This window comes from Brevibacterium sp. 'Marine', from assembly GCF_012844365.1.
GTDB lineage: Bacteria > Actinomycetota > Actinomycetes > Actinomycetales > Brevibacteriaceae > Brevibacterium.
This window is the reverse complement of sequence record NZ_CP051626.1, coordinates 2,172,126-2,194,172: the sequence shown is the minus strand read 5'-3', so window position 1 is coordinate 2,194,172 and position 22,047 is coordinate 2,172,126. Positions and strand designations below refer to the sequence as shown.

Sequence of the window (22,047 nt, the reverse complement as noted above, 5' to 3'; positions counted from 1 at the left end):
CGCTAGGCTATGCCATGTGAGTCACTCAAACGAATCCCTCCTGCTCATCGACGGACACTCCCTGGCCTACCGGGCTTTCCATGCCCTGCCGGTCGAGAACTTCTCCACCAGCACCGGTCAGACGACGAACGCCATCTACGGCTTCATCTCGATGCTCATCAACGTCCTCCGCGACGAGGAACCCAGCCATGTGGCCGTGGCCTTCGACCTCGGCCGCCAGACCTTCCGCCTCGAGGAGTACCCCGAGTACAAAGCCGGCCGGGCAAAGACTCCGCCCGAGTTCCATCCGCAGATCGACCTCATCAAGGACATCGTCACGGCGATGGGCATCCGGGTCGTGACGAAGGAGGGCTTCGAAGCCGACGACGCCCTGGCGACGATGGCGAAGATGGGCACCGAGGCCGGCTCGTTCGTCGAGGTGATGAGCGGAGACAAGGATTCGTTCCAGCTCGCCTCCGACCGGGTGACGGTCCTCTACCCGAAACGCGGAGTCAGTGATCTCAACCGGATGACTCCTGCCGCGGTCGAGGAGAAGTACGGGGTCAGCCCCGCGAACTACCGGGGGCTGGCCGCGCTCGTCGGTGAGAAGGCCGATAATCTGCCCGGCGTGCCCGGAGTCGGTGACAAGACCGCTGCCAAATGGCTCACCGCCCACGGCGACCTGCCCGGCGTGCTGGACAACGCCGACAAGATCGGCGGCAAGGTCGGGGAGAAGCTGCGCGACCATATCACCGAGGTGGAGCGGAACTACCGTCTCAACCGCCTCCTCGACGACGTCGACCTGGGACTGGAGTTCGACGACCTGGCCTGGGGCGAAGGCGACCCGGCCGAACTGTCGAGCCTGTTCGATCAGCTCGAGTTCCAAGCCCTCGGCAAGCGTCTGGCCGCGATCTTCCCGGAGGCCGGAGACGATTCCGAGCCGGCCCCGGCCCGCGAGACCACCATCGAGACCCTCGACATCGACACCCTGCTGTCGAAGATCGCCGACCACGATGTGCTCGCGCTCGATTCGGATGCCTCCTTCGAGCTCGGCCACGGTCAGGCCCGGACCCTTGCGGTCTCCGCCGAACCTGGGCAGGCGTGGGTCGTCGACCTCGCCGAGGCGGGGCAGAAAGCCGTCGGCAAGCTCGGTTCCGCCCTGGGCGGGCATGCGCTCATCCTCCACAGCTCGAAGCTGCAGATCAAGGCGTGGGAGTCGATGGGGCTGTCCGTGACCGATGTCGCCGGGGACACGGCTCTGGCCGCCTACCTCCTCGTTCCTGATGCCCGTTCCTACGAGCTCGGGCAGATCGCCGCCGACCGCGCCGGCATCGACCTCAGCGAACCCGAAGCCGATTCCGGACAGCTCGCCCTCGACCTCGATTCGGATGCCGCGGTGACCACGCACGGTCAACGCGCCGCCGCTCTGCTCGAAGTCCACGAGGTGCTCGCCGCCGCCGTCGACGACGCGAACATGACGCAGGTGTACCGCGAGATCGAGCTGCCGCTCGTGCCCGTGCTCGCGCGGATGGAAGCGACCGGAATCGCCGTCGACGAGGATGGACTGTCGAATCTCATCGACGAATTCACGAAACAGGCCGAAGCCAGCGCGCAGGAAGCCTACGACGCGATCGGCCACGAGGTGAATCTCGGTTCTCCCAAGCAGCTGCAGACCGTGCTCTTCGACGAACTCGATATGCCCAAGACCAAGCGGACGAAGACCGGCTATACGACGGATGCCGAAGCCCTGGCCGAACTGTTCGTCAAGACCGAACATCCCTTCCTCCAGCATCTGCTGGCCTACCGGGATTCGACGAAGCTCAAGCAGACCGTGGTCGGACTGCTGAAGACCGTCGCCGACGACGGCCGCATCCACACCACGTACCAGCAGACCGTGGCTGCCACGGGACGGCTCTCCTCGCTGGATCCGAACCTGCAGAACATTCCGGTGCGGACCGAATCGGGTCGACGCATCCGGGAGATCTTCATCGCCGATCCCAAGGTGTCGGGCGGGACTCTGCTCACCGCCGACTATTCGCAGATCGAAATGCGGATCATGGCTCACCTGTCCGGCGACGGCGCGCTCATCCAGGCGTTCAAGGACGGCGAGGACCTCCACTCCTATGTCGGCTCGAAGGTCTTCGGCGTCGGCATCGACGAAGTCGACTCCGAGATGCGTTCGAAGGTCAAGGCCATGTCCTACGGGCTGGTGTACGGACTCTCCGCCTACGGACTCTCCCGGCAGCTGGCGATCGGGGTCGATGAAGCCAAGGGGCTGATGGACCAGTACTTCGAACGGTTCGGGGCCGTCAAGGACTACCTCGACGACATCGTCGAACAGGCCCGCGCCAAGGGGTTCACAGAGACCATCATGGGCCGCCGCCGCTATCTGCTGGCGCTGCACAGTGACCGCCGACAGCTGCGGGACATGGCCGAACGCGCCGCACTCAACGCACCGATCCAGGGGTCGGCCGCCGACATCATGAAGATCGCCATGCTCAGGGTCGCCGCGCGGTTGCAGGACCTGCACTCGCCGATGCTGCTGCAGGTTCATGACGAGATCATCGTCGACGTCCGGCCTGATGAGATCGACGAGGTGACGACGATCGTCACGGAGGAGATGGGGTCGGCGTTCGAGCTCGATGTGCCCCTCGACGTCAACGTCGGCACCGGCCGCTCCTGGCACGCCGCCGCCCACTGACCCTGCCGCGTCGGGCCGGCAGCGCGTGTGCTGAAAGGGCGGCACGGTGATAGCGGCACACTCATCGCGATCCGCCTGGGCTGACGACATGACGAGCGAATCCGAACCTGGGCAGTCCCGAGGACTACTTCCGGGAGGTCCTGTCCCAACCGGGAGTCGATGCCGTCGTCCTCGCGCGCGGCGTCGCCTCGGGGGAGGCTCTCGGGCCACGGCCCGCGGACGCGTTCGCATCCCTGTGCGACTCTGCACTGGCCACGATCTCCGCGCTGAGCCCCGCAGCCGCGGATGCGACGATCATGACGATCGGCGGGGGAATGCGGGCCGGAGACTATGTGCGCACGCGGACCTTCGAACTCGTCGTCCACGGAATCGACATCGCCGCCGCACTCGGAGTCGAACCCGCAGTCCTCGCAGCTGCGCTCCGGGACTCGTTGGCGATCGCCGTGGAACTCGCGGTGCAGGGCGGAACCGGAAACGCCGTCCTGGCAGCGCTGACCGGGCGCGGGGGACTGGTCGGAGACTTCAGCGTGCTCGGCTGAGCGGCACCTCAGTCCTTGGTCAGCGTGGTGGAGAAGATCACGGTGCCGGGCATCAGCGCTCCGCGCAGCGGTGACCAACCGCCCCAGGCGGTCCGATTCTCTTCCGGCCATTCGGGTTCGGTCACCGAATCGATCGTGAAGCCAGCCTCGACGAGCAGTCGGACCCAATCGCTCATCGTGCGGTGATGCTCGGCGTAGACGGGCTGACCGTCGGAGGACAGCTCGACGTACGGTGTGCGGTCGAAATACGAGTACTCGACGGTCAGTCCGGCCTCGCCCGGAACATCGGGGAACATCCACCGCATCGGGTGAGTCGTCGAGAAGACCCACTGTCCGCCGGTGCGCAGCACTCGTGCGACCTCGGCGAAGACGACCTCGGCGTCCTTGACGAAGGGCAGAGCGCCGTAGGAGGAGAACGCACCGTCGAAGCTGTTCGAGGCGAACGGCAGCTGCCTGGCATCGGCGAGGAGGAAGGTCGGAGGAGTCGCCTCGGTGCTGAGGGGATGTTCGCGCTGCAGACGCGAGGCCTGCTCGAGCATCCCGGCCGAGACATCGACGCCCGTGGTGATCGCGCCCTGTTCGGCCAGCCACCGGGAGCACTGGCCGGCACCGCAGCCGACCTCGAGCACCTGCTTCCGGTCGACATCGCCGAGGAGGCGCACATCGGATTCGTGAATTCCCTCGGGACACCAGATGAAATCCGAGGCGCCGAGGAACGTGCCGTGCTCGGCCAGATACTCCTCGGCCGAGTTGTCCCAATAGCTGCGATTGGCCCGGACTGAAGCCTCTTCGTCGATCGGGAGATAGCCACCGCTGATGACCTCGGCTCCGTCAGTTCCTTCGCTCATGGTTCCTCCGTGGCCCCAGGTGGTGATGATTCGTCTCTTCGGCGTGCATTCACGCCCAAGAAGGTGCTAGCATTGACAACCGTATGCGCCTGTGCATACAAGTCCAAATTCGCAATCGAGACCGGATTCGGTTCTTGCGGCTACTCACACGACCTGCCGCCAGGGTACCGGATCTGGACCAATATTCCATCGGAGTCCCTACCTATATGACCACCACCACGCCGGAATCGGTGCAGCCGAAGCAGGTCGCTGTCAACGACATCGGAACCGCTGAGGATTTCCTCGCCGCCGTCGATGAGACCATCAAGTACTTCAACGATGGCGACATCGTTGAGGGCGAAGTCGTCAAGGTCGACCGTGACGAAGTCCTCGTCGACATCGGATACAAGACGGAAGGCGTCATCCTCGCGCGTGAGCTTTCCATCAAGCACGATGTCGATCCCGGCGAAGTCGTCGAGGTCGGGGACGAAATCGAAGCCCTCGTTCTTCAGAAGGAAGACAAAGAGGGTCGTCTCATGCTGTCGAAGAAGCGTGCTCAGTACGAGCGTGCCTGGGGCGACATCGAGAAGATCAAGGAAGACGACGGCGTTGTCACCGGCACCGTCATCGAGGTCGTCAAGGGCGGCCTGATCGTCGACATCGGACTGCGCGGCTTCCTGCCCGCGTCCCTGGTCGAGATGCGTCGCGTCCGCGACCTCGCCCCCTACATCGGCCAGCAGGTCGAAGCCAAGATCATCGAACTCGACAAGAACCGCAACAATGTGGTCCTGTCGCGCCGTGCCTGGCTCGAGCAGACCCAGTCGGCCGTGCGTCACGACTTCCTGCAGACCCTGCAGAAGGGCCAGGTCCGTCCTGGTGTCGTGTCCTCCATCGTCAACTTCGGTGCGTTCGTCGACCTCGGTGGTGTCGACGGACTCGTCCACGTCTCCGAACTGTCCTGGAAGCACATCGATCACCCGGGTGAGGTCGTCACCGTGGGTGACGAGGTCACCGTCGAGGTCCTCGACGTCGACATGGACCGTGAGCGCGTCTCGCTGTCGCTCAAGGCCACCCAGGAAGATCCTTGGCAGCACTTCGCTCGTACGCACGTCATCGGACAGATCGTGCCGGGCAAGGTCACCAAGCTCGTTCCGTTCGGTGCATTCGTGCGCGTCGAAGACGGCATCGAAGGCCTCGTCCACATCTCCGAACTGGCCGTGCGCCACGTGGATCTGCCCGAGCAGGTCGTCTCGGTCGACGAGACCATCTACGTCAAGGTCATCGACATCGACCTCGAACGCCGCCGCATCTCGCTGTCGCTGAAGCAGGCGAACGAAGGCGTCGATCCCGAGGCCGAGGAGTTCCTCGACCCCGCTCTCTACGGCATGCCGCAGGAGTACGACGAGGACGGCAACTACAAGTACCCCGAGGGCTTCGACCCCGAGACCAACGAATGGGTCGAGGGCTACGAGGCTCAGCGCGAGACCTGGGAGCAGCAGTACGCCGCCGCTCAGGAACGCTGGGAAGAGCACAAGAAGCAGGTCGCCAAGGCCATCGCAGCGGACGCCGAGGCCTCCGCAGCCGATGCCGTCGGTTCTGCCGAAGCCGCTCCGGCCACCGGATCGTTCTCCTCCGAAGAGGCGAACGACGAAGGCACCCTGGCCAGCGACGAAGCTCTCGCAGCTCTGCGTGAGAAGCTTGCAGGCAGCTGATAGCAGCCATCACTTGGGCTCCCGGTCGGAAGGCCGGGAGCCCTTTGTGTATGCCCCCACGACTCGAGAGCGCCTGCGCCCCTGGCTGTGGTACGCCCTCCTCCTCTGCGTCGGCAGCCTGACCGTCTTCGGCTCCGTCGCCGCGGACCCCGGCGGCAGCGTCGTCGCCTCCAACGACGACACCTCCCTGTTCATCTGGTGGCTCGGCCACGGCGCACACGTGCTCGCCGACGCCCTCGGGTTCGGAGCCGGTGAGACCGGCGGTCTGCTGTACACGGAATCGATGAACACCCTCGGTGGGGGAGTCAACGGGGCGTGGAACACCTCCTTGGTCGGCTTCGCGATCCTGCTCGCCCCCGTCACGTGGGTGGCCGGCCCCATCGTGAGCTACAACCTGCTCGTCCTCGCCTTCCCGGTGCTGGGCAGCCTGGCCACGGCGGTGCTCTTCCGCCGCTTCCTCGACCATCTGCCCGCTTTCCTCGCCGCTGCCGGTGTCGGCTTCTCCAGCTATGTCATCGCCCAGCTCGGCGGACACCCGAACCTCGCCTATATCGTCACCCCGCCGCTGACCGCCTCGGCGCTCCTCGCCCTCCTCGACCTCGGGCGGACCACCGCCGCGCGTGGCCGTTCCCTTCTCCGCGACCGCCGCCTCTGGATGCTCGGCGGAGGCTTCGGGCTCCTCCTCGGCTTCCAGTTCTACGTCTCCACCGAAGTGCTGGCCGGAACATTCCTCGCCGCGCTTTGCTTCCTGGCAAGCCTCGCTGTGTTCGGGCGGGGTCTCCACCGCGGCCGATCGTGGCTGGCTCTCGGACTCGGGTCCGCTGTCGCCGGGATCATCGCCGTGCTGTGTGCGATCCCGCTGCTGGTGACCATGTCCGGCCCGAACGCCCCACACGGCGCCATCCGCCCGCACGGAGTGTGGAACACCGACCTGCTCGATCCGATCCTGCCTGCGGCCCCGGCCTGGCTGAGCTCCGGGGTCTCCCCGCTGCCCCGGATCATGGAGATCGACCCGGCCGAACTCGGCGCCTACGTCGGCGCACCCGCGCTGGTGGCGGCCGTGCTCATCGTCTGCGGCCTCGGCCGCCGCTCCGTGTATGCGGTCCCGGTGCGCATCGCGGCTGCAACCGGTTTCCTCGTCTTCCTGCTGGCGTTGGGTTCCCCGATCCTTCTGGCCGGCCGGGTGCTTGTCGAGACCGGTCCGTTCGCACTCGTCGAAGCCGTCCCCGTGCTCAACAACATCCTGCCCATGCGTCTCGTCCTCCACTCGACGATCGCCCTGTTCGCCGTGCTCGGCATCGGCCTCCAATGGGCGCTGAACCACCACAGACTGCGTCGCGCCCGCGCCCTCCTCATCCTGCTCGTCTTCGCTGCCGTCGTCGTCCTCCCCGCTCCGCAGACCGCCCACGAGGTGACCGTTCCGGCTTTCTACGAGGAATCGATCGCCGAGGTGGTCCCCGCCGGATCCGTGGTCAAGACCTTCCCCCGCCCCCTGGCGTGGGCTGAGCCCCACGCCGACGAAGCCATGGTGTGGCAGTCGGTCAGCGGATTCCGCTACCGGGAGACCGGTGGCTACTTCATCGGTTCGAGCCCGAATTCGCCGGTGATCTACTCCGCCCCCGAGGATGCCCTCGACGAAGTGCTCCACGCCTCCGTCTTCGACGGTGAGCCCATGCCGAACGCGGACAGCCGGGAAGTCGCCTCGGCGATCGCCGAACTGCGGAAGGCCGGGGTCGACTTCATCGTCCTCGCCCCGGACGCCCCGCTCCTGCCGGGCGGTGACGGAGAGTATGCGGAATTCCTCGATGCTGCTGTCGGCGATCCGATCTTCGCCGATGACGGAGTGCGGGTCTACCGCCTGGATCAGTAGGATGAGGCCATGCTGAGAATCGGTCTCACCGGCGGAATCGGCGCCGGAAAGTCAACGGTGTCCGACATGCTCGTCGAGGGCGGGGCAGCGCTCGTCGACGCCGATGCGATCGCCCGCGAGGTCGTCGAACCCGGACAGCCACTGCTCGCTGACCTGGCGGCGGCCTTCGGCCCTGAGGTGCTGGACGCCGATGGCTCGCTCAACCGACCGGCACTGGCATCGGCTGCCTTCGTCGATGCCGAGCACACGGCACAGCTCAACGCACTCATGCATCCGGCGATCCGCGACCGCACCGCCGAACACTTCGCCCGGCATGCCGATGCCGAGATCGTCGTCCACGACGTCCCGCTGCTCGTGGAGAACGCCATGACCCCTGCCTACCACCTCAATCTGCTCGTCGACGTGCCCGCCGAGGTGCGGCTGGGCAGGCTGATGGATTCCCGTGGAATGGACCGCGATGACGCCGCCGCACGGATCTCCCGCCAAGCCGACGACGAGACGCGCCGTGCCGCCTGTGATGTCGTCATCGACAACTCCGGTCGTCTCGAGGCGACGAAGGCCGCGGTCGGCCGACTCATCGACGAACGGATCCGACCCTTCGCCGCCAATCTCGGCGCGGGTCTCCGAGCCCCGAGAACAGCCCTCGAACTCGTCGATCCGGAGCACACGGACCGGACCGGTGACGCGCAGCGAGTGCTCGCAAAGCTGCGACACGGCACAGGCGACGATTTCGCCATCGAGCACATCGGCTCCACCTCGGTGCCGGGACTGCCCGCCAAGGACGTCATCGATCTGCAGCTCATCGTCCCCGATCTCACCGCCGCCCGAGAACTGGCGCCCCGTCTGGCCGACCTCGGCTATCCGGGAGAGGAGATGAGCGACCACCTCGGCGAGAGTTCGACCGAGGGGAAATGGTTCCACGCGAACACCGACCCTGGCCGGGCCGTCAATCTGCATGTGCGCACCGCGGACTCCGTCGGTGCCCGCTTCGCCCGCGCGTTCCGGGACCTGCTCATCCAGGACGCGGGGGAGAGAGACCGCTACCTGCGGGTCAAGCGCGAACTCGTCGCCGAGGCGAAGGCGGACGGTGGCACGAACGCACAGATGATCCGGACATATGCGGAGTCGAAGGAACCGTACTTCCTGCAGATGCGTCGCAGGCTCGTCCCCGACAGCTTCGACTGACTCGGTGAGACTCGTCGGCCGACACGTCGCGGGCGGTGTCGAACCGGTGCCGGCCTGCCCAATGTCAGGGGCGGGGGCTAGGGTTGGACCATGAGCTCAGAACGCCCCCTGCCAGCGATCGGCCACCGCCCCGACGTCACCCGCGAGGTGGCGCCCTTCGAGGTCGTCTCCGAATACTCGCCCTCGGGTGACCAGCCGACGGCGATCAATGAGATCTCCGACCGGCTCGACGCGGGGGAGCGGGACATCGTCCTCCTCGGTGCCACCGGCACGGGCAAGTCGGCGACGACGGCATGGCTCATCGAGCAGGTGCAGAGACCGACGCTGATCATGGCGCCGAACAAGACCCTGGCCGCGCAGCTGGCCAACGAATTCCGACAGCTGCTGCCCAACAACGCGGTCGAGTACTTCGTCTCCTACTACGACTACTACCAGCCGGAAGCCTATGTGCCGCAGACGGACACGTTCATCGAGAAGGACTCCTCGATCAACGACGAGGTCGAACGGCTCCGGCACTCGGCCACGAATTCGCTGCTGACAAGGCGTGATGTCGTCGTGGTCTCGACGGTGTCGTGCATCTACGGTCTCGGCACACCCGAGGAGTACGTCGACCGGATGGTCACCTTGCACAAGGGGGACGAATGCGATCGGGACGAGCTGCTCAAACGCTTCGTGTCCATGCAGTACGCCCGCAATGACATGGCCTTCACCCGCGGCACCTTCCGTGTGCGCGGAGACACCGTGGAGATCATCCCGCAGTACGAGGAACTCGCGCTGCGCATCGAGTTCTTCGGCGACGAGATCGAATCGCTGCAGACTCTCCACCCCCTGACGGGTGAGATCGTCCGCGACGAGGAGACCATCCACGTGTTCCCGGCCAGCCACTATGTCGCCGGTGAGAACCGGATGGCGAAGGCCATCAGCGGGATCGAGGACGAGCTGCAGAAGCAGCTGAGCGATTTCGAATCTCAGAACAAGCTGCTCGAAGCACAGCGGCTGAAGATGCGCACGACCTATGACCTCGAGATGATGGAATCGATGGGCTTCACCTCCGGCATCGAGAACTACTCCCGGCATATCGACGGTCGCGCACCCGGCTCGGCACCGAACTGTCTGCTCGACTACTTCCCCGAGGATTTCCTCCTCGTCATCGACGAATCCCACGTCACCGTCCCGCAGATCGGCGGCATGTACGAAGGCGATATGTCGCGCAAGCGCACGCTCGTCGAACACGGATTCCGCCTGCCCAGCGCCATGGACAACCGGCCGCTGAAGTTCGACGAGTTCCGGGAGCGGGTGGGACAGAGCGTGTACCTGTCCGCGACCCCCGGCAACTTCGAACTCGGGAACTCCGACGGCTACGTCCAGCAGATCATCCGCCCCACCGGCCTCGTCGACCCGGAGATCAAAGTCAAACCGACGAAGGGGCAGATCGACGACCTGCTCGACGAGATCAGGACACGCGTCGATGCGAACGAGCGTGTGCTCGTGACCACGCTGACGAAGAAGATGGCCGAAGATCTCACCGACTATCTGCTCGAACACGATATCCGGGTCCAGTACCTCCACTCCGACGTCGACACTCTGCGGCGTGTGGAACTGCTCACAGAGCTGCGCGCCGGTGAGTTCGATGTGCTGGTCGGCATCAACCTGCTGCGGGAGGGTCTCGACCTGCCCGAGGTCTCCCTCGTGGCGATCCTCGACGCCGACAAGGAAGGCTTCCTCCGGTCGTCGACATCGCTCATCCAGACGATCGGTCGTGCCGCTCGCAACCTCAACGGCCAGGTGCACATGTACGCCGATACGATCACGGATTCGATGCGCACGGCCATCGATGAGACCGACCGCAGGCGCGCGATACAGACCGCCTACAACGAAGAGCACGGCATCGATCCCGCCCCGCTGGTCAAGCGGATCGCGGACATCACCGAGCGTCTGCAGCGTGAGGACGAGGACACTCGCGAGCTGCTCACCGAGTTCGACTACGGCAAGGGAAAGCGCGGCTACAACTCGACCCTGACCGACGAACAGAGGGAAGCCGCGGGCAAACCCGGTTCGCTCCGTCCGCCGGCAGCCGACCTCACCGAGCTCATCGAATCGCTGACCTCGCAGATGCATTCGGCTGCCGCGGAACTGCAGTTCGAGCTCGCCGCACGTCTGCGCGATGAGCTCTCCGACCTCAAGCAGGAGCTGCGTCAGATGAAGGAGGCCGGGCACGCCTGAGCCGTGCCGGTGACGCGTGAGCGATGCTCGCGTGTTTATACTGGTGTGCTGGCGAAAGGGAGTATCCCGTCCATCCGCGGTCGTCACCACGACCCCACACCGGGGTCCGGACGCGGAGCGCACGCAGATTCACCGCGTGGGAGAGACTTTCGACCTGGATACATCCTATTCACCACGAAAGGCATCCATGGATATCCTGTCCTCCACGCTGGCCGCCGGCGGCAACGCCGCTGCAGCGAGCGAATCTCCGATTCCCGTCTGGTTCATGATCACCTCGGGAATCATCGTCGTTGCGATCCTCGTCTTCGACCTCCTCCTCGTCGTCAAACGACCACACACCCCGTCGATGCGCGAAGCGAGCATCTGGGTCGCCTTCTACGTCGCCCTGGCTCTTGTCTTCGCCGGTGCGCTGTTCGCCATCGGCGATGCCCAGCACGGCAGCGAATTCCTCACCGGTTGGCTGCTCGAGTACTCGTTGAGCATCGACAACCTGTTCGTCTTCATCATCATCATGGGCAGCTTCTCGGTACCGCGGAAGTACCAGCAGGAAGTGCTCATGGTCGGCATCATCATCGCCATCGTCTTCCGCGGCATCTTCATTCTCGCGGGTGCGGCGATCATCAGCGCCTTCGTCGAAGTCTTCTTCATCTTCGGCATCTTCCTCCTCATCGTCGCCTACCGACAGGCCTTCAGCTCCGAAGACGAAGGAGACGGCGAGAACGGCCTCATCCGGTTCCTGCGGAAGCGGATCAACGTCGTCGACGAATATCACGGCAACAAGCTGCGTGTGACCCTCGACGACAACAAGAAGTACTGGACCCCGATGTTCATCGTGTTCATCGCCATCGGCTCGACCGATGTGATGTTCGCGCTCGACTCGATCCCCGCGATCTTCGGCGTCACCCAGAACGCGTTCCTCGTGTTCACCGCGAACGTGTTCGCCCTCATGGGACTGCGTCAGCTGTACTTCCTGCTCGGAGGGCTTGTCGACAAGCTCGTGTACCTCCACTACGGAATCGCTGCGATCCTCGGCTTCATCGGCGTCAAACTCATCATCCACGCGCTGCATTCGAGCGATTGGGAGTTCCTCTCCTGGGGTCATTCGATCCCCGAGGTGCCGACCTGGCTGTCGCTGACCTTCATCGTCTTCGCCATGGTGGTGGCCACCCTGGCCTCACTGATGAAGATGAAGAAGGACGGCATCTCATTCCGAGACATGAGCTCCGAGGAGTCCGAAGGGGCCTGAGCCGACCGGACCCGGTCATGCGGGCGCGGACTCGGTGTCGGCACAGAACGAGCGGGGTCCGTCTCGATCTCTCGAGACGGACCCCGCTCTTCTCTGCTCTGTCGGGGCAGACCCGGACGGGCGGTGCGGCTCTCAGCCCTGGGCGAAGGGACCGAACACGGGCGTCCATTCGCGGATGTCCGTCGATTCGATGACACCGAGTGACGCATAGGGATCGGCAGCGAGGTGGCCCTCGACCTCTCTGCGGTCGGCGGCGCTGAGGATCAGCAGTCCTCCCGGCTGGGGATCGTTGTCCAGGGGGCCGGATGCCAGGATCGTCCCGGCCTCATTCATCTCCGCCTGCCAGCGGCGGTGCGCAGGGCGGTGCTCCATCCGCGTATCCGTATCGGGACCATAGTGATAGGTGACGGCGAAGACCGGCATATGTGACTCCTCGGTGTCGAGCAATAGGATGGAACCAGTCTAATCGGAAAGGTCTGTGCATCAGCGTGGCCAGATTGCAGGAGATCCCAGCGGAATTCGCGGACGACGACACGATCTATGAGTCCTTCGGCGAATACTGCGCAGAGATCGGAGTCGAGCCGTACCCGGCTCAGGACGAGGCGTTCCTCACGATCCTCGCCGGCGACAATACGATCATGGCGACCCCGACCGGTTCGGGGAAGTCGCTCGTCGCCCTCTTCGCCCTCTATCAGTCCTTCACTCGCGGGATCCGGTCGTACTACACGGCTCCGCTCAAGGCCTTGGTGAGCGAGAAGTTCTTCTCGCTCATCGACGCCTTCGGAGCCGAGAATGTCGGCATGATCACCGGCGACTCCACCGTCAACCCGGATGCTCCCGTCATCTGTGCCACGGCGGAGATCCTGGCCAATCAGGCGCTGCGCGAAGGCGGACTGCTCGATGCCGGGATGGTCGTCATGGACGAATTCCACTATGTCGCCGATCCTTCCCGGGGCTGGGCCTGGCAGGTGCCCCTCCTCGAGATGCCGCAGACCCAGTTCGTCCTCATGTCCGCCACCCTGGGCGACACCGCCGACATCCGGCGAACCATGACCGAGACGACCGGACGGGACTCCTCCGTGGTCACCTCGGCGACCAGACCCGTCCCACTCGAGTACGAATATTCGACAGAGACGCTCTCGGACACTCTGCGCGGACTCGTCCGCAACGACAAGGCCCCGGTCTACGTCGTCTCCTACTCTCAGAACGGTGCCATCGACCTCGCCACCAATCTGCTCTCGGTCGATCTTGCCTCCAAGGAGCAGAAGGCCGCGATCGCCGCCGCCATCAAGGGCTTCTCCTTCGGCAAGGGATTCGGGACCAGCCTGCGCAAACTGCTGCTGCACGGCGTCGGCGTCCACCACGCGGGGATGCTGCCGAAGTACCGCCGACTCATCGAACAGCTCGCGCTGAAGGGTCTGCTGCTCGTCATCTCCGGCACCGACACCCTCGGTGTGGGTATCAACGTGCCCATCCGCTCCGTGCTGCTGACCGGACTGACGAAGTTCGACGGGCGGAAGATGCGCAGGCTCAGCGTCCGCGAGTTCCAACAGCTCGCCGGGCGTGCCGGTCGCGCCGGATTCGACACCCGCGGCTACGTCATCGCCCAAGCCCCCGAACACGTCATCGACAACCTCAAGGCCGAAGCGAAGGCCGCGAACGATGAGAAGAAGAAAAAGAAGAAGGTCAAGAAGAAGGCCGCCCCCGTCGGCTTCGTCGGCTGGTCCGAAGAGACCTTCACGAAACTCATCGAGGGCGAATCCGAGACCCTGCGGCCGCGGATGAATATCGACCATTCGACGATCCTCAACCTCGTCGCCCGCCCCGGCTCCGATGTCTCGACAATCAGTGACTTCATCGACAAGACGCATGAGAGCAGGGACCGCCGACTCGACCTCAAACTCACCGCGATCAGCATCGGACGCTCCCTCATCGACGCCGGTCTCATCGAGGTCCGCGGCAGCGAGCTCGTCGCCACCCAGGACCTCGGACCGCAGTTCGCGCTCAACCAGCCCCTGGCGCCCTTCGTTCTCGCCGCACTCGACCTTCTCGACGAGGACGACGACACCTACGCCCTCGACGTGGTGTCAATCGTCGAGGCGACCACCTCGGTGCCGTTCCAGATACTGAAGGGCCAACTCGACCGGATCAAGGGGGAGACCCTCGCCGAGCTCAAAGCCGAAGGCGTCGAATACGCCGAACGCATGGCGATCCTCGACGAGATCGAAAGCCCCGCACCCCTGGCCGAGTTGCTCGACCCGGCCTTCGACCATTTCGTCGAGACTCATCCCTGGCTCCACCGGGGCGGCTTCGAACCCAAATCCGTCGTCCGCGACATGATCGAGCAGGCCATGGGCTTCACTCAGTTCGTCGGCTACTACAGTCTCGCCCGGGCCGAGGGCAGCCTGCTGCGCTACCTCACCGACGTCTACCGCGCGCTGCTCCACAACGTTCCCGCGGAGAACCGGACCGAGGAACTCGAGACCATCATCGAATGGTGTGGTGAGACCATCGCGCGGACGGATTCGTCGCTGCTCGACGAATGGCGCACCCTGCAGGGTCTCGACCCCACTCAAGCTGCCGACGATCTGCCGGCCCTCGACCGCCGCTTCTCCGAGAACACGAAGGTCTTCACCGCAGAGATCCGCAATGCTCTGTTCCACCGAGTCCTGCTGGCCGAACGTGCGAACTACACGGAGCTCGGCCGTCTCGACGCCGAATCCGGGTTCGACTCACGGGCCTGGGAGGACGCGATCGAGGACTTCTACGACGAATACGGGGAGCTCATCGTCGACCAGAAGGCCCGTGGCCGGGAATATATCGACATCAGCCCCGGTTCAGACACATGGAGCGTCCGACAGATCCTCGCCGACCCCGACGACAACAGGGACTGGGCCATCGACGCCGAGGTGGACGTGGCCGCCAGCGACGAATCCGGAGACATCGTGCTCCGCATCCTCTCCGTCGGAGAGATCGGCGGATGAGTCTTCGAACCGCTGCGAATACAGCAATGTCAGTGCCGAGTAATACAGTGGTCAGGTGATGAAAACCAATAACGGTGAGCAAGTGACAGGCGTTTCCCATCTCGACACCCTGTGGGTCAAGGGAGCCCGAGCGCACAATCTCAAGAACGTCGAGATCGCGCTGCCGCGCGACTCGATGGTCGTGTTCACCGGCTTGTCCGGTTCCGGCAAATCCTCGCTGGCCTTCGACACGATCTTCGCCGAGGGGCAGCGACGCTACGTCGAATCCCTGTCCTCCTATGCCCGGATGTTCCTCGGACAGATGGACAAACCCGACGTCGACTTCATCGAAGGGCTGTCCCCGGCGGTGTCCATCGACCAGAAGTCGACGTCGCGCAATCCGCGTTCGACCGTCGGCACGATCACCGAGGTCTATGACTTCCTCCGCCTGCTGTGGGCACGGATCGGCACCCCGCACTGCCCCGTCTGCGGTGAGGTCATCACGAAGCAGACACCGCAGCAGATCGTCGACCAGCTGCTCGAACTCGAGGAGCGCACGAAGTTCCTCGTCCTCGCTCCTGTCATCCGCTCCCGCAAGGGCGAATTCGTCGATCTCTTCACCGACCTGCAGTCCAAGGGCTTCTCGCGGGCCATCGTCGACGGTGAGCAGATCAGCCTGAGCGAACCGCCGACGCTGGAGAAGCAGTACAAGCACACGATCTCCGTGGTCGTCGACCGCCTCGTTGCGAAATCGGGAATGCGCCCGCGGCTGACCGATTCCGTCGAAACCGCCCTGGGGCTCGCCGACGGACGCATCGACGTCGAACTCGTCGACGCGGGCACGACCCGCACATTCTCCGAGCATATGTCGTGCCCGAACGAGCACCCCCTGACGATCGACGAGATCGAACCCCGCTCGTTCTCCTTCAACTCGCCGTTCGGCGCCTGCCCCACCTGCGACGGCATCGGCACCCGCCTGCAGGTCGACGAAGATCTCGTCGTCCCCGACGAGGACCTCAGCCTCGGCTCCGGGGCCATCGCGCCCTGGTCGGGCGGCAAACAGGTTGCGAAGTACTTCAACCGTCTGCTCAAGGGTCTCGGCGACGAACTCGGCTTCGATATGAAGACGCCGTGGAAGAAGCTGCCGAAGACTGCGAAGACCGCGATACTCACGGGCAAGGACTACAAGGTCCATGTCAAGTACAAGAACCGCTTCGGTCGTGAACGCACGTACTCGACGGGCTTCGAAGGCGTCTATCAATACATTCAGCGCAAACACGAGGAAACCGAATCCGAGTGGTCGCGGGAGCGCTACGAGTCCTATATGCGGGAGATCCCGTGCGCCAGCTGCGACGGTACGCGCCTCAAACCGGAGATCCTCGCCGTCAAGGTCGGGGACAGGTCCATCGCCGAGGTCTCCGAACTCGCCCTCGACGAAGCGGCTTCCTTCCTCGGTTCCCTCGAACTGAGCTCCCGGGACGCCGCGGTGGCGGCGCAGGTGATGAAGGAGATCAACGCCCGTCTCGGCTTCCTCCTCGACGTCGGCCTCGACTACCTCAGCCTCAACCGGGCCGCCGGTACGCTCTCCGGTGGTGAGGCCCAGCGCATCCGTCTGGCCACTCAGATCGGCTCCGGCCTCGTCGGCGTCCTCTACGTCCTCGACGAGCCCTCGATCGGTCTGCACCAGCGTGACAACCGCCGGCTCATCGAAACGCTCAACAAACTCAAGGATCTCGGCAACACCCTCATCGTCGTCGAACACGATGAGGACACCATCGAATCCGCCGACTGGATCGTCGACATCGGACCCGGTGCCGGCGAGCACGGGGGAGAGGTCGTCTACTCCGGTCCTGTCACCGGCCTGAAGGATGCCGACGGATCGATCACCGGAGACTATCTCTCCGGTCGACGAGCGATCCAGATCCCGCCGACCCGCCGTCCCGTCGACAAGGAGCGGATGGTCACCGTCGAGAAGGCCGTGGAGAACAACCTGCGCGACGTCACGGTGTCCTTCCCCCTCGGTGTGCTCACCGCGGTCACCGGAGTGTCCGGGTCGGGCAAATCGACTCTGGTCAACGAGATCCTTTACACGCAGATGGCGAACGTCCTCAACGGTGCCTCCCGGGTGCCGGGACGGCACAAACGCGTGACCGGCCTGGACAACCTCGACAAGGTCGTCCACGTCGACCAGTCGCCGATCGGGCGCACCCCGCGGTCGAACCCCGCAACCTACACCGGCGTCTTCGACCATGTGCGCCGGCTGTTCGCCGAAACCGAATCGGCGAAGGTCCGCGGCTATCTGCCCGGACGATTCTCGTTCAACGTCAAGGGCGGACGCTGCGAGAACTGCAGCGGCGACGGCACGATCAAGATCGAGATGAACTTCCTGCCCGACGTCTACGTGCCCTGCGAAGTCTGCCAGGGCGCCCGGTACAACCGCGAGACCCTGGAGGTCACCTTCAAGGGCAAGAACATCGCCGAAGTCCTCGACATGCCGATCGAAGAGGCCAACGACTTCTTCGCCGCGATTCCCGCGATCTCACGCCACCTCAAGACTCTCGTCGAAGTGGGGCTCGGCTATGTCCGACTCGGACAGCCGGCCACGACTCTCTCCGGCGGTGAGGCCCAGCGTGTCAAGCTCGCCGCGGAACTGCAGAAGCGCTCCCGCGGTCGCACCGTCTACGTGCTCGACGAACCGACGACCGGTCTGCACTTCGAGGACATCTCGAAGCTGCTCATGGTCCTCCAGGGACTCGTCGACAAGGGCAATACGGTCATCGTCATCGAACACAACCTCGACGTCATCGGCAACGCCGATCACATCATCGACCTCGGCCCGGAGGGCGGTCGCGGTGGTGGGCAGATCATCGCCCAGGGCACACCCGAAGAGGTCGCCGAGGTGGCCGAATCCCACACCGGACGGTTCCTCAAACCGATGCTCAAATCCTGATTCGAATGCCTGATCCATCCACCTACCGTCCGGCCACCGGGTCGATCCCCACCTCGGCCGGGGTCTACAAGTTCCGGGATCCCGACCGGCGGGTGATCTATGTCGGAAAGGCGAAGAACCTTCGCAATCGACTCAACTCGTACTTCGCCAATCCCGCCCAGCTGCATCCGCGCACGTCGACGATGGTCCACACCGCGAACTCGGTGGAATGGACCGTCGTCGACACCGAGGTCGAAGCGCTCCAGCTCGAATGGACGTGGATCAACGAGTTCAATCCGCGGTTCAACGTCATGTTCCGCGACGACAAGTCCTATCCGTATCTGGCGATCACGATGAACGACGAGGTGCCTCGCGCCTTCATCACCCGCGGAAAGCGACGCAAGGGCGTGAAGTACTTCGGTCCGTTCGCTCAGGTGTGGGCGATCAAGGACACGCTCGATCTGCTGCTCAGGGCCTTCCCCATGCGGACCTGCACACCGGGGGTCTACCGTCGGGCCGAACGCAGCGGCAGGCCATGCCTGCTCGGATACATCGACAAATGCGCAGCCCCCTGCGTCGGCCAGATCAGCAAGGGCGATCACAAGGATCTGGCCCGCAGCATCTCTGATTTCATGTCCGGCAACACCGGCCGATTCATCAGCCACCGGCAGAAGGAGATGGCCAGCGCCGCGGCGGAACTCGACTACGAGCGCGCGGCCCGTCTGCGCGACGAGATCTCCGCGCTGCAGAAGGTCCTCGACAAATCGGCTGTGGTCCTGTCCGTGAGCGCCGACTGCGACATCTTCGCCCTCGTCACCGAGGAACTCGAGGCCTCCGTCCAGGTCTTCCATGTGCGTCAGGGCCGTATCCGCGGTCAGCGCGGCTGGATCATCGAACGCTCCGACGATCACACTCCCGCCGAGCTGACCACCGACTACCTGCGACAGGCCTACTCGGGACTCGATGCCGATGCCATCCCGAAGGAGATCCTCGTCGACTCCCTGCCGGCGGATCTGGATTCGCTGGAGGCCTGGCTGAGCCAGCAGCGTGGTTCCCGAGTGACCGTGCGGGTACCCGAACGCGGTGAGAAGAAGGCCGCCTTGGAGACCGTGGGCAAGAACGCGAAGGAAGCGCTCGTCCAGCACAAGCTCAAACGCTCCTCCGACCTGACGACCCGCAGCCAGGCTCTCAAGGAGATCCAGGAGCACCTCGACCTGGCGGAAGCACCGCTGCGCATCGAATGCATCGACATCTCCCACACTCAGGGATCGAACGTCGTCGCCTCCCTCGTCGTGTTCGAGGACGGAATGGCGAAGAAGCGCGACTACCGACACTTCGCCATCCACGGTGACGCCGCGGCCGACGATACGGCTTCGATGTACGACGTCGTCTCCCGTCGGTTCAGCCGATACCTCGAACAGATGACCTCCGAAGAGCCCGATGAGCGCTTCGGCTACCGACCCAGCCTCCTCGTCGTCGACGGCGCCGGCCCGCAGGTCGCGGCCGCAACGCGGGCACTGACGGATCTCGGCATCGTCGACATCTCCGTCGTCGGTCTGGCCAAACGGCTCGAAGAGATCTGGGTTCCCGACGATCCGTTCCCCGTCATCCTCCCGCGCAACTCCGAAGGGCTCTTCCTCATGCAGCGTCTGCGTGACGAGGCCCACCGCTTCGCCATCACCTACCACCGGTCGAAACGCGCGAAGGCGATGACTAGTTCGGTGCTCGACGATATCCCGGGTCTCGGCGAGTCGAAGCGCACCGCTCTGCTGCGTCATTTCGGATCCGTGAAGAAGGTCCGCGCCGCCACCGCCGAGGAGATCTGTGAGGTCAGGGGAATCGGTCCCGCCCTCGCTGCGAAGATCGTCGCGGCTCTGGCCGACTGAGCTCTGCGATTCTGCCCTAGAGTAGTGCCGAGGGACAGTGTGCCCACCGACCGAACGGGCACGAGCAGAGGAGGACGCGTGAGCGTGCAGGCCGAATCGAACGGATCCGACCACCCCATCGAGGTGGTGCTCGTCACCGGCATGTCCGGAGCCGGCCGCACCACCGTGGCCAATGTGCTCGAAGACATGGACTGGTACGTCGTCGACAACCTGCCGCCGCAGATGATGCGTCCGCTCGTCGAACTCGTCGCTCGGGCCGACGGTGCCCTGCCGAAGATCGCCATCGTCATCGACGCGAAAGGGCGGACGAAGTACACCGAGCTGCAGGAGACGATCAGCGATTTCGTCGATCAGGGTCTGTCCCTGCGCATCGTCTTCCTCGACGCCTCCGACGAAGTCCTCGTCCGACGGTTCGAATCGACGAGGCGACCCCATCCTCTGCAGGGGGAGGGGACCCTGCTCGACGGCATCGAAGCCGAACGTGCCGAGCTCGAATCCCTCAGACACCGCGCCGATATCATCGTCGACACCTCCGAACTCAACGTGCACCAGCTCTCGGCGGAGGTGCGCAAGCGCTTCAGCGACGACGACACCCCGCCGCTGCGCCTGACGGTGATGAGCTTCGGATTCAAATACGGACTGCCCAAGGACGCCGACCACATCGCCGACGTCCGCTTCCTGCCCAACCCGTACTGGATTCCCCACCTGCGCGGACACAACGGACTCGACTCCGATGTCGCAGACTACGTCCTCGAACAGAACGGCGCCGAGGAATTCATCGAACGCTATGCCGCAACCCTGTCCACCGTCGCCGAGGGCTATCTGCACGAGGGTCGCGGCTACGCGATGATCGGCATCGGCTGCACGGGCGGCAAACACCGTTCCGTGGCGATCAGCGAACGCGTCGGACGACTGCTCTCGGCCCAGACCGGGATCCCCGTGGCTGTGCGTCACCGCGATCTGGGAAGAGAATGACATGGAGACCGAAGATCTGCCCGTCATCTCCACGGGCGCACAGAAAGACGGTCCCAATATCGTCTCCTTCGGCGGAGGCCACGGACTCTATGCGGCGCTGAGGGCGTTCCGCCTGCTCACCGAAGACCTCACCGCGGTCGTCACCGTCGCCGACGACGGCGGCTCCTCCGGACGACTGCGCGATGAACTCGGCGGACTGCCTCCCGGCGATCTGCGGATGGCGTTGGCCGCGCTCTGCGATGACGGCACGTGGGGCCAGACCTGGCGTGATGTCATCCAGCACCGCTTCGAATCGACGGGTGAGCTGGACGGTCACGCGGTGGGCAATCTGCTCATCGCAGCACTGTGGCAGATCCACGGCGACCATGTGGCCGGCCTGGACTGGATGGCCCGGCTGCTGCGTGCTCATGGACGCGTGCTGCCGATGTCCTCGGTGCCGCTGACGATCGAAGCCGATGTGAAGTTCCCCGGCTCCTTCCAGGTCGTGCGCGGCCAGTCCGTGCTCGCGTCCACGATCGGCCACGTCGAGACCGTGCGCCTCGATCCGGCGGCCCCACCGGCCCGCTACGAGACAGTCGAAGCCGTGGAGGAAGCCGATGTCCTCAACCTCGGCCCCGGCTCCTGGTACACCTCAGTGATGCCGCACCTGCTCGTGCCCTCCCTCGCGGAGGCGATCGTGGCCTCGAATGCGGTGAAATCCCTCACGCTCAACCTCAGCTCCACCGACGGTGAGACGAGGGATCTGAGCCTCGGCGAACACCTCGTCTCCCTCCACCGCCATGCCCGCTCACTGACCTTGGACTATGTCCTCGTCGACGAGGCGGCTACCGAACTCGAACCCGATCTGCCGCAGCGGGCCGAAGACATGTTCGGGGCGAAACTCTGGGAACGTCCCTTGCGCTCACGGCGGCAGGGTCAGCATGACAGTCTCAAACTCGCGGCATGCTACCGTGACATGTTGTTGGACGCCGGGATCGGCGTCGCCGAGCAGTGGTAGAACTTCAGGTGCAGG

Annotated in this window: 14 protein-coding genes; 12 read left to right on the top strand and 2 right to left on the bottom strand. The window is 64.7% G+C overall.

The window, feature by feature from the left end; all coding sequences use genetic code 11:
- Nucleotides 1-16 precede the first annotated feature (16 nt).
- The gene (polA, locus tag HF684_RS09955) at nt 17-2,680 is read left to right on the top strand and encodes a DNA polymerase I (protein WP_169252338.1); all 2,664 of its coding nucleotides are present in this window, start codon (nt 17-19) and stop codon (nt 2,678-2,680) included.
- Between the two features lie 107 nt (nt 2,681-2,787).
- Entirely contained in the window at nt 2,788-3,219 is a 432-nt protein-coding gene (locus HF684_RS09950) for a maleylpyruvate isomerase N-terminal domain-containing protein (RefSeq protein ID WP_169253860.1), read from the top strand.
- An 8-nt stretch (nt 3,220-3,227) separates the two neighbouring features.
- On the opposite strand, the gene HF684_RS09945 is transcribed toward HF684_RS09950, so the two are convergent.
- A complete protein-coding gene (locus HF684_RS09945) occupies nt 3,228-4,067 on the bottom strand; it encodes a class I SAM-dependent methyltransferase (RefSeq protein ID WP_169252337.1) in 840 nt (279 codons plus the stop codon).
- Between the two features lie 206 nt (nt 4,068-4,273).
- Between HF684_RS09945 and rpsA the strand changes: the two genes are divergently transcribed.
- From rpsA to HF684_RS09920, 5 genes are all read left to right on the top strand, one after another.
- The gene (rpsA, locus tag HF684_RS09940; RefSeq protein WP_025777794.1) at nt 4,274-5,758 is read left to right on the top strand and encodes a 30S ribosomal protein S1; all 1,485 of its coding nucleotides are present in this window, start codon (nt 4,274-4,276) and stop codon (nt 5,756-5,758) included.
- 46 nt (nt 5,759-5,804) lie between these two features.
- On the top strand, nt 5,805-7,628 hold the full coding sequence (locus HF684_RS09935) for a hypothetical protein (RefSeq protein WP_248278870.1): 1,824 nt from the start codon (nt 5,805-5,807) through the stop codon (nt 7,626-7,628).
- A gap of 9 nt (nt 7,629-7,637) precedes the next feature.
- Nucleotides 7,638-8,813 carry a dephospho-CoA kinase gene (gene coaE / locus HF684_RS09930; RefSeq protein WP_169252335.1) on the top strand — a complete coding sequence of 392 codons (1,176 nt, stop codon included), beginning with the start codon at nt 7,638-7,640 and terminating at the stop codon, nt 8,811-8,813.
- Between the two features lie 90 nt (nt 8,814-8,903).
- Complete coding sequence (gene uvrB / locus HF684_RS09925) at nt 8,904-11,036, top strand: excinuclease ABC subunit UvrB (protein ID WP_169252334.1); 2,133 nt, start codon at nt 8,904-8,906, stop codon at nt 11,034-11,036.
- Nucleotides 11,037-11,223: 187 nt separating this feature from the next.
- Entirely contained in the window at nt 11,224-12,282 is a 1,059-nt protein-coding gene (locus HF684_RS09920; RefSeq protein ID WP_169252333.1) for a TerC family protein, read from the top strand.
- A 132-nt stretch (nt 12,283-12,414) separates the two neighbouring features.
- On the opposite strand, the gene HF684_RS09915 is transcribed toward HF684_RS09920, so the two are convergent.
- On the bottom strand, nt 12,415-12,705 hold the full coding sequence (locus tag HF684_RS09915) for a YciI family protein (protein WP_169252332.1): 291 nt from the start codon (nt 12,703-12,705) through the stop codon (nt 12,415-12,417).
- A gap of 65 nt (nt 12,706-12,770) precedes the next feature.
- Here HF684_RS09915 and HF684_RS09910 point away from each other — a divergent pair, with 65 nt between their 5' ends.
- The 5 genes from HF684_RS09910 to yvcK all read left to right on the top strand — a co-directional run bounded on the left by HF684_RS09910 (nt 12,771) and on the right by yvcK (nt 22,032).
- Nucleotides 12,771-15,266, top strand: coding sequence for a DUF3516 domain-containing protein (locus HF684_RS09910; RefSeq protein WP_169252331.1), 2,496 nt, complete (start codon nt 12,771-12,773; stop codon nt 15,264-15,266).
- A 58-nt stretch (nt 15,267-15,324) separates the two neighbouring features.
- Nucleotides 15,325-18,195 carry an excinuclease ABC subunit UvrA gene (uvrA, locus tag HF684_RS09905; RefSeq protein ID WP_169253859.1) on the top strand — a complete coding sequence of 957 codons (2,871 nt, stop codon included), beginning with the start codon at nt 15,325-15,327 and terminating at the stop codon, nt 18,193-18,195.
- Between the two features lie 5 nt (nt 18,196-18,200).
- Complete coding sequence (uvrC, locus tag HF684_RS09900) at nt 18,201-20,060, top strand: excinuclease ABC subunit UvrC (RefSeq protein ID WP_169252330.1); 1,860 nt, start codon at nt 18,201-18,203, stop codon at nt 20,058-20,060.
- Nucleotides 20,061-20,138: 78 nt separating this feature from the next.
- On the top strand, nt 20,139-21,035 hold the full coding sequence (rapZ, locus tag HF684_RS09895) for an RNase adapter RapZ (RefSeq protein ID WP_169252329.1): 897 nt from the start codon (nt 20,139-20,141) through the stop codon (nt 21,033-21,035).
- 1 nt (nt 21,036) lies between these two features.
- Complete coding sequence (yvcK, locus tag HF684_RS09890; RefSeq protein ID WP_169252328.1) at nt 21,037-22,032, top strand: uridine diphosphate-N-acetylglucosamine-binding protein YvcK; 996 nt, start codon at nt 21,037-21,039, stop codon at nt 22,030-22,032.
- Nucleotides 22,033-22,047: the final 15 nt, after the last annotated feature.

Bases quoted from the DNA above. Each gene is read 5' to 3' on its own strand.
- HF684_RS09945 (WP_169252337.1), bottom strand. From the start codon at position 4,067: ATGAGCGAAGGAACTGACGGAGCCGAGGTCATCAGCGGTGGCTATCTC.
- rpsA (WP_025777794.1), top strand. From the start codon at position 4,274: ATGACCACCACCACGCCGGAATCGGTGCAGCCGAAGCAGGTCGCTGTC.
- coaE (WP_169252335.1), top strand. From the start codon at position 7,638: ATGCTGAGAATCGGTCTCACCGGCGGAATCGGCGCCGGAAAGTCAACG.
- uvrB (WP_169252334.1), top strand. From the start codon at position 8,904: ATGAGCTCAGAACGCCCCCTGCCAGCGATCGGCCACCGCCCCGACGTC.
- HF684_RS09920 (WP_169252333.1), top strand. From the start codon at position 11,224: ATGGATATCCTGTCCTCCACGCTGGCCGCCGGCGGCAACGCCGCTGCA.
- HF684_RS09915 (WP_169252332.1), bottom strand. From the start codon at position 12,705: ATGCCGGTCTTCGCCGTCACCTATCACTATGGTCCCGATACGGATACG.
- uvrA (WP_169253859.1), top strand. From the start codon at position 15,325: ATGAAAACCAATAACGGTGAGCAAGTGACAGGCGTTTCCCATCTCGAC.
- uvrC (WP_169252330.1), top strand. From the start codon at position 18,201: ATGCCTGATCCATCCACCTACCGTCCGGCCACCGGGTCGATCCCCACC.
- yvcK (WP_169252328.1), top strand. From the start codon at position 21,037: ATGGAGACCGAAGATCTGCCCGTCATCTCCACGGGCGCACAGAAAGAC.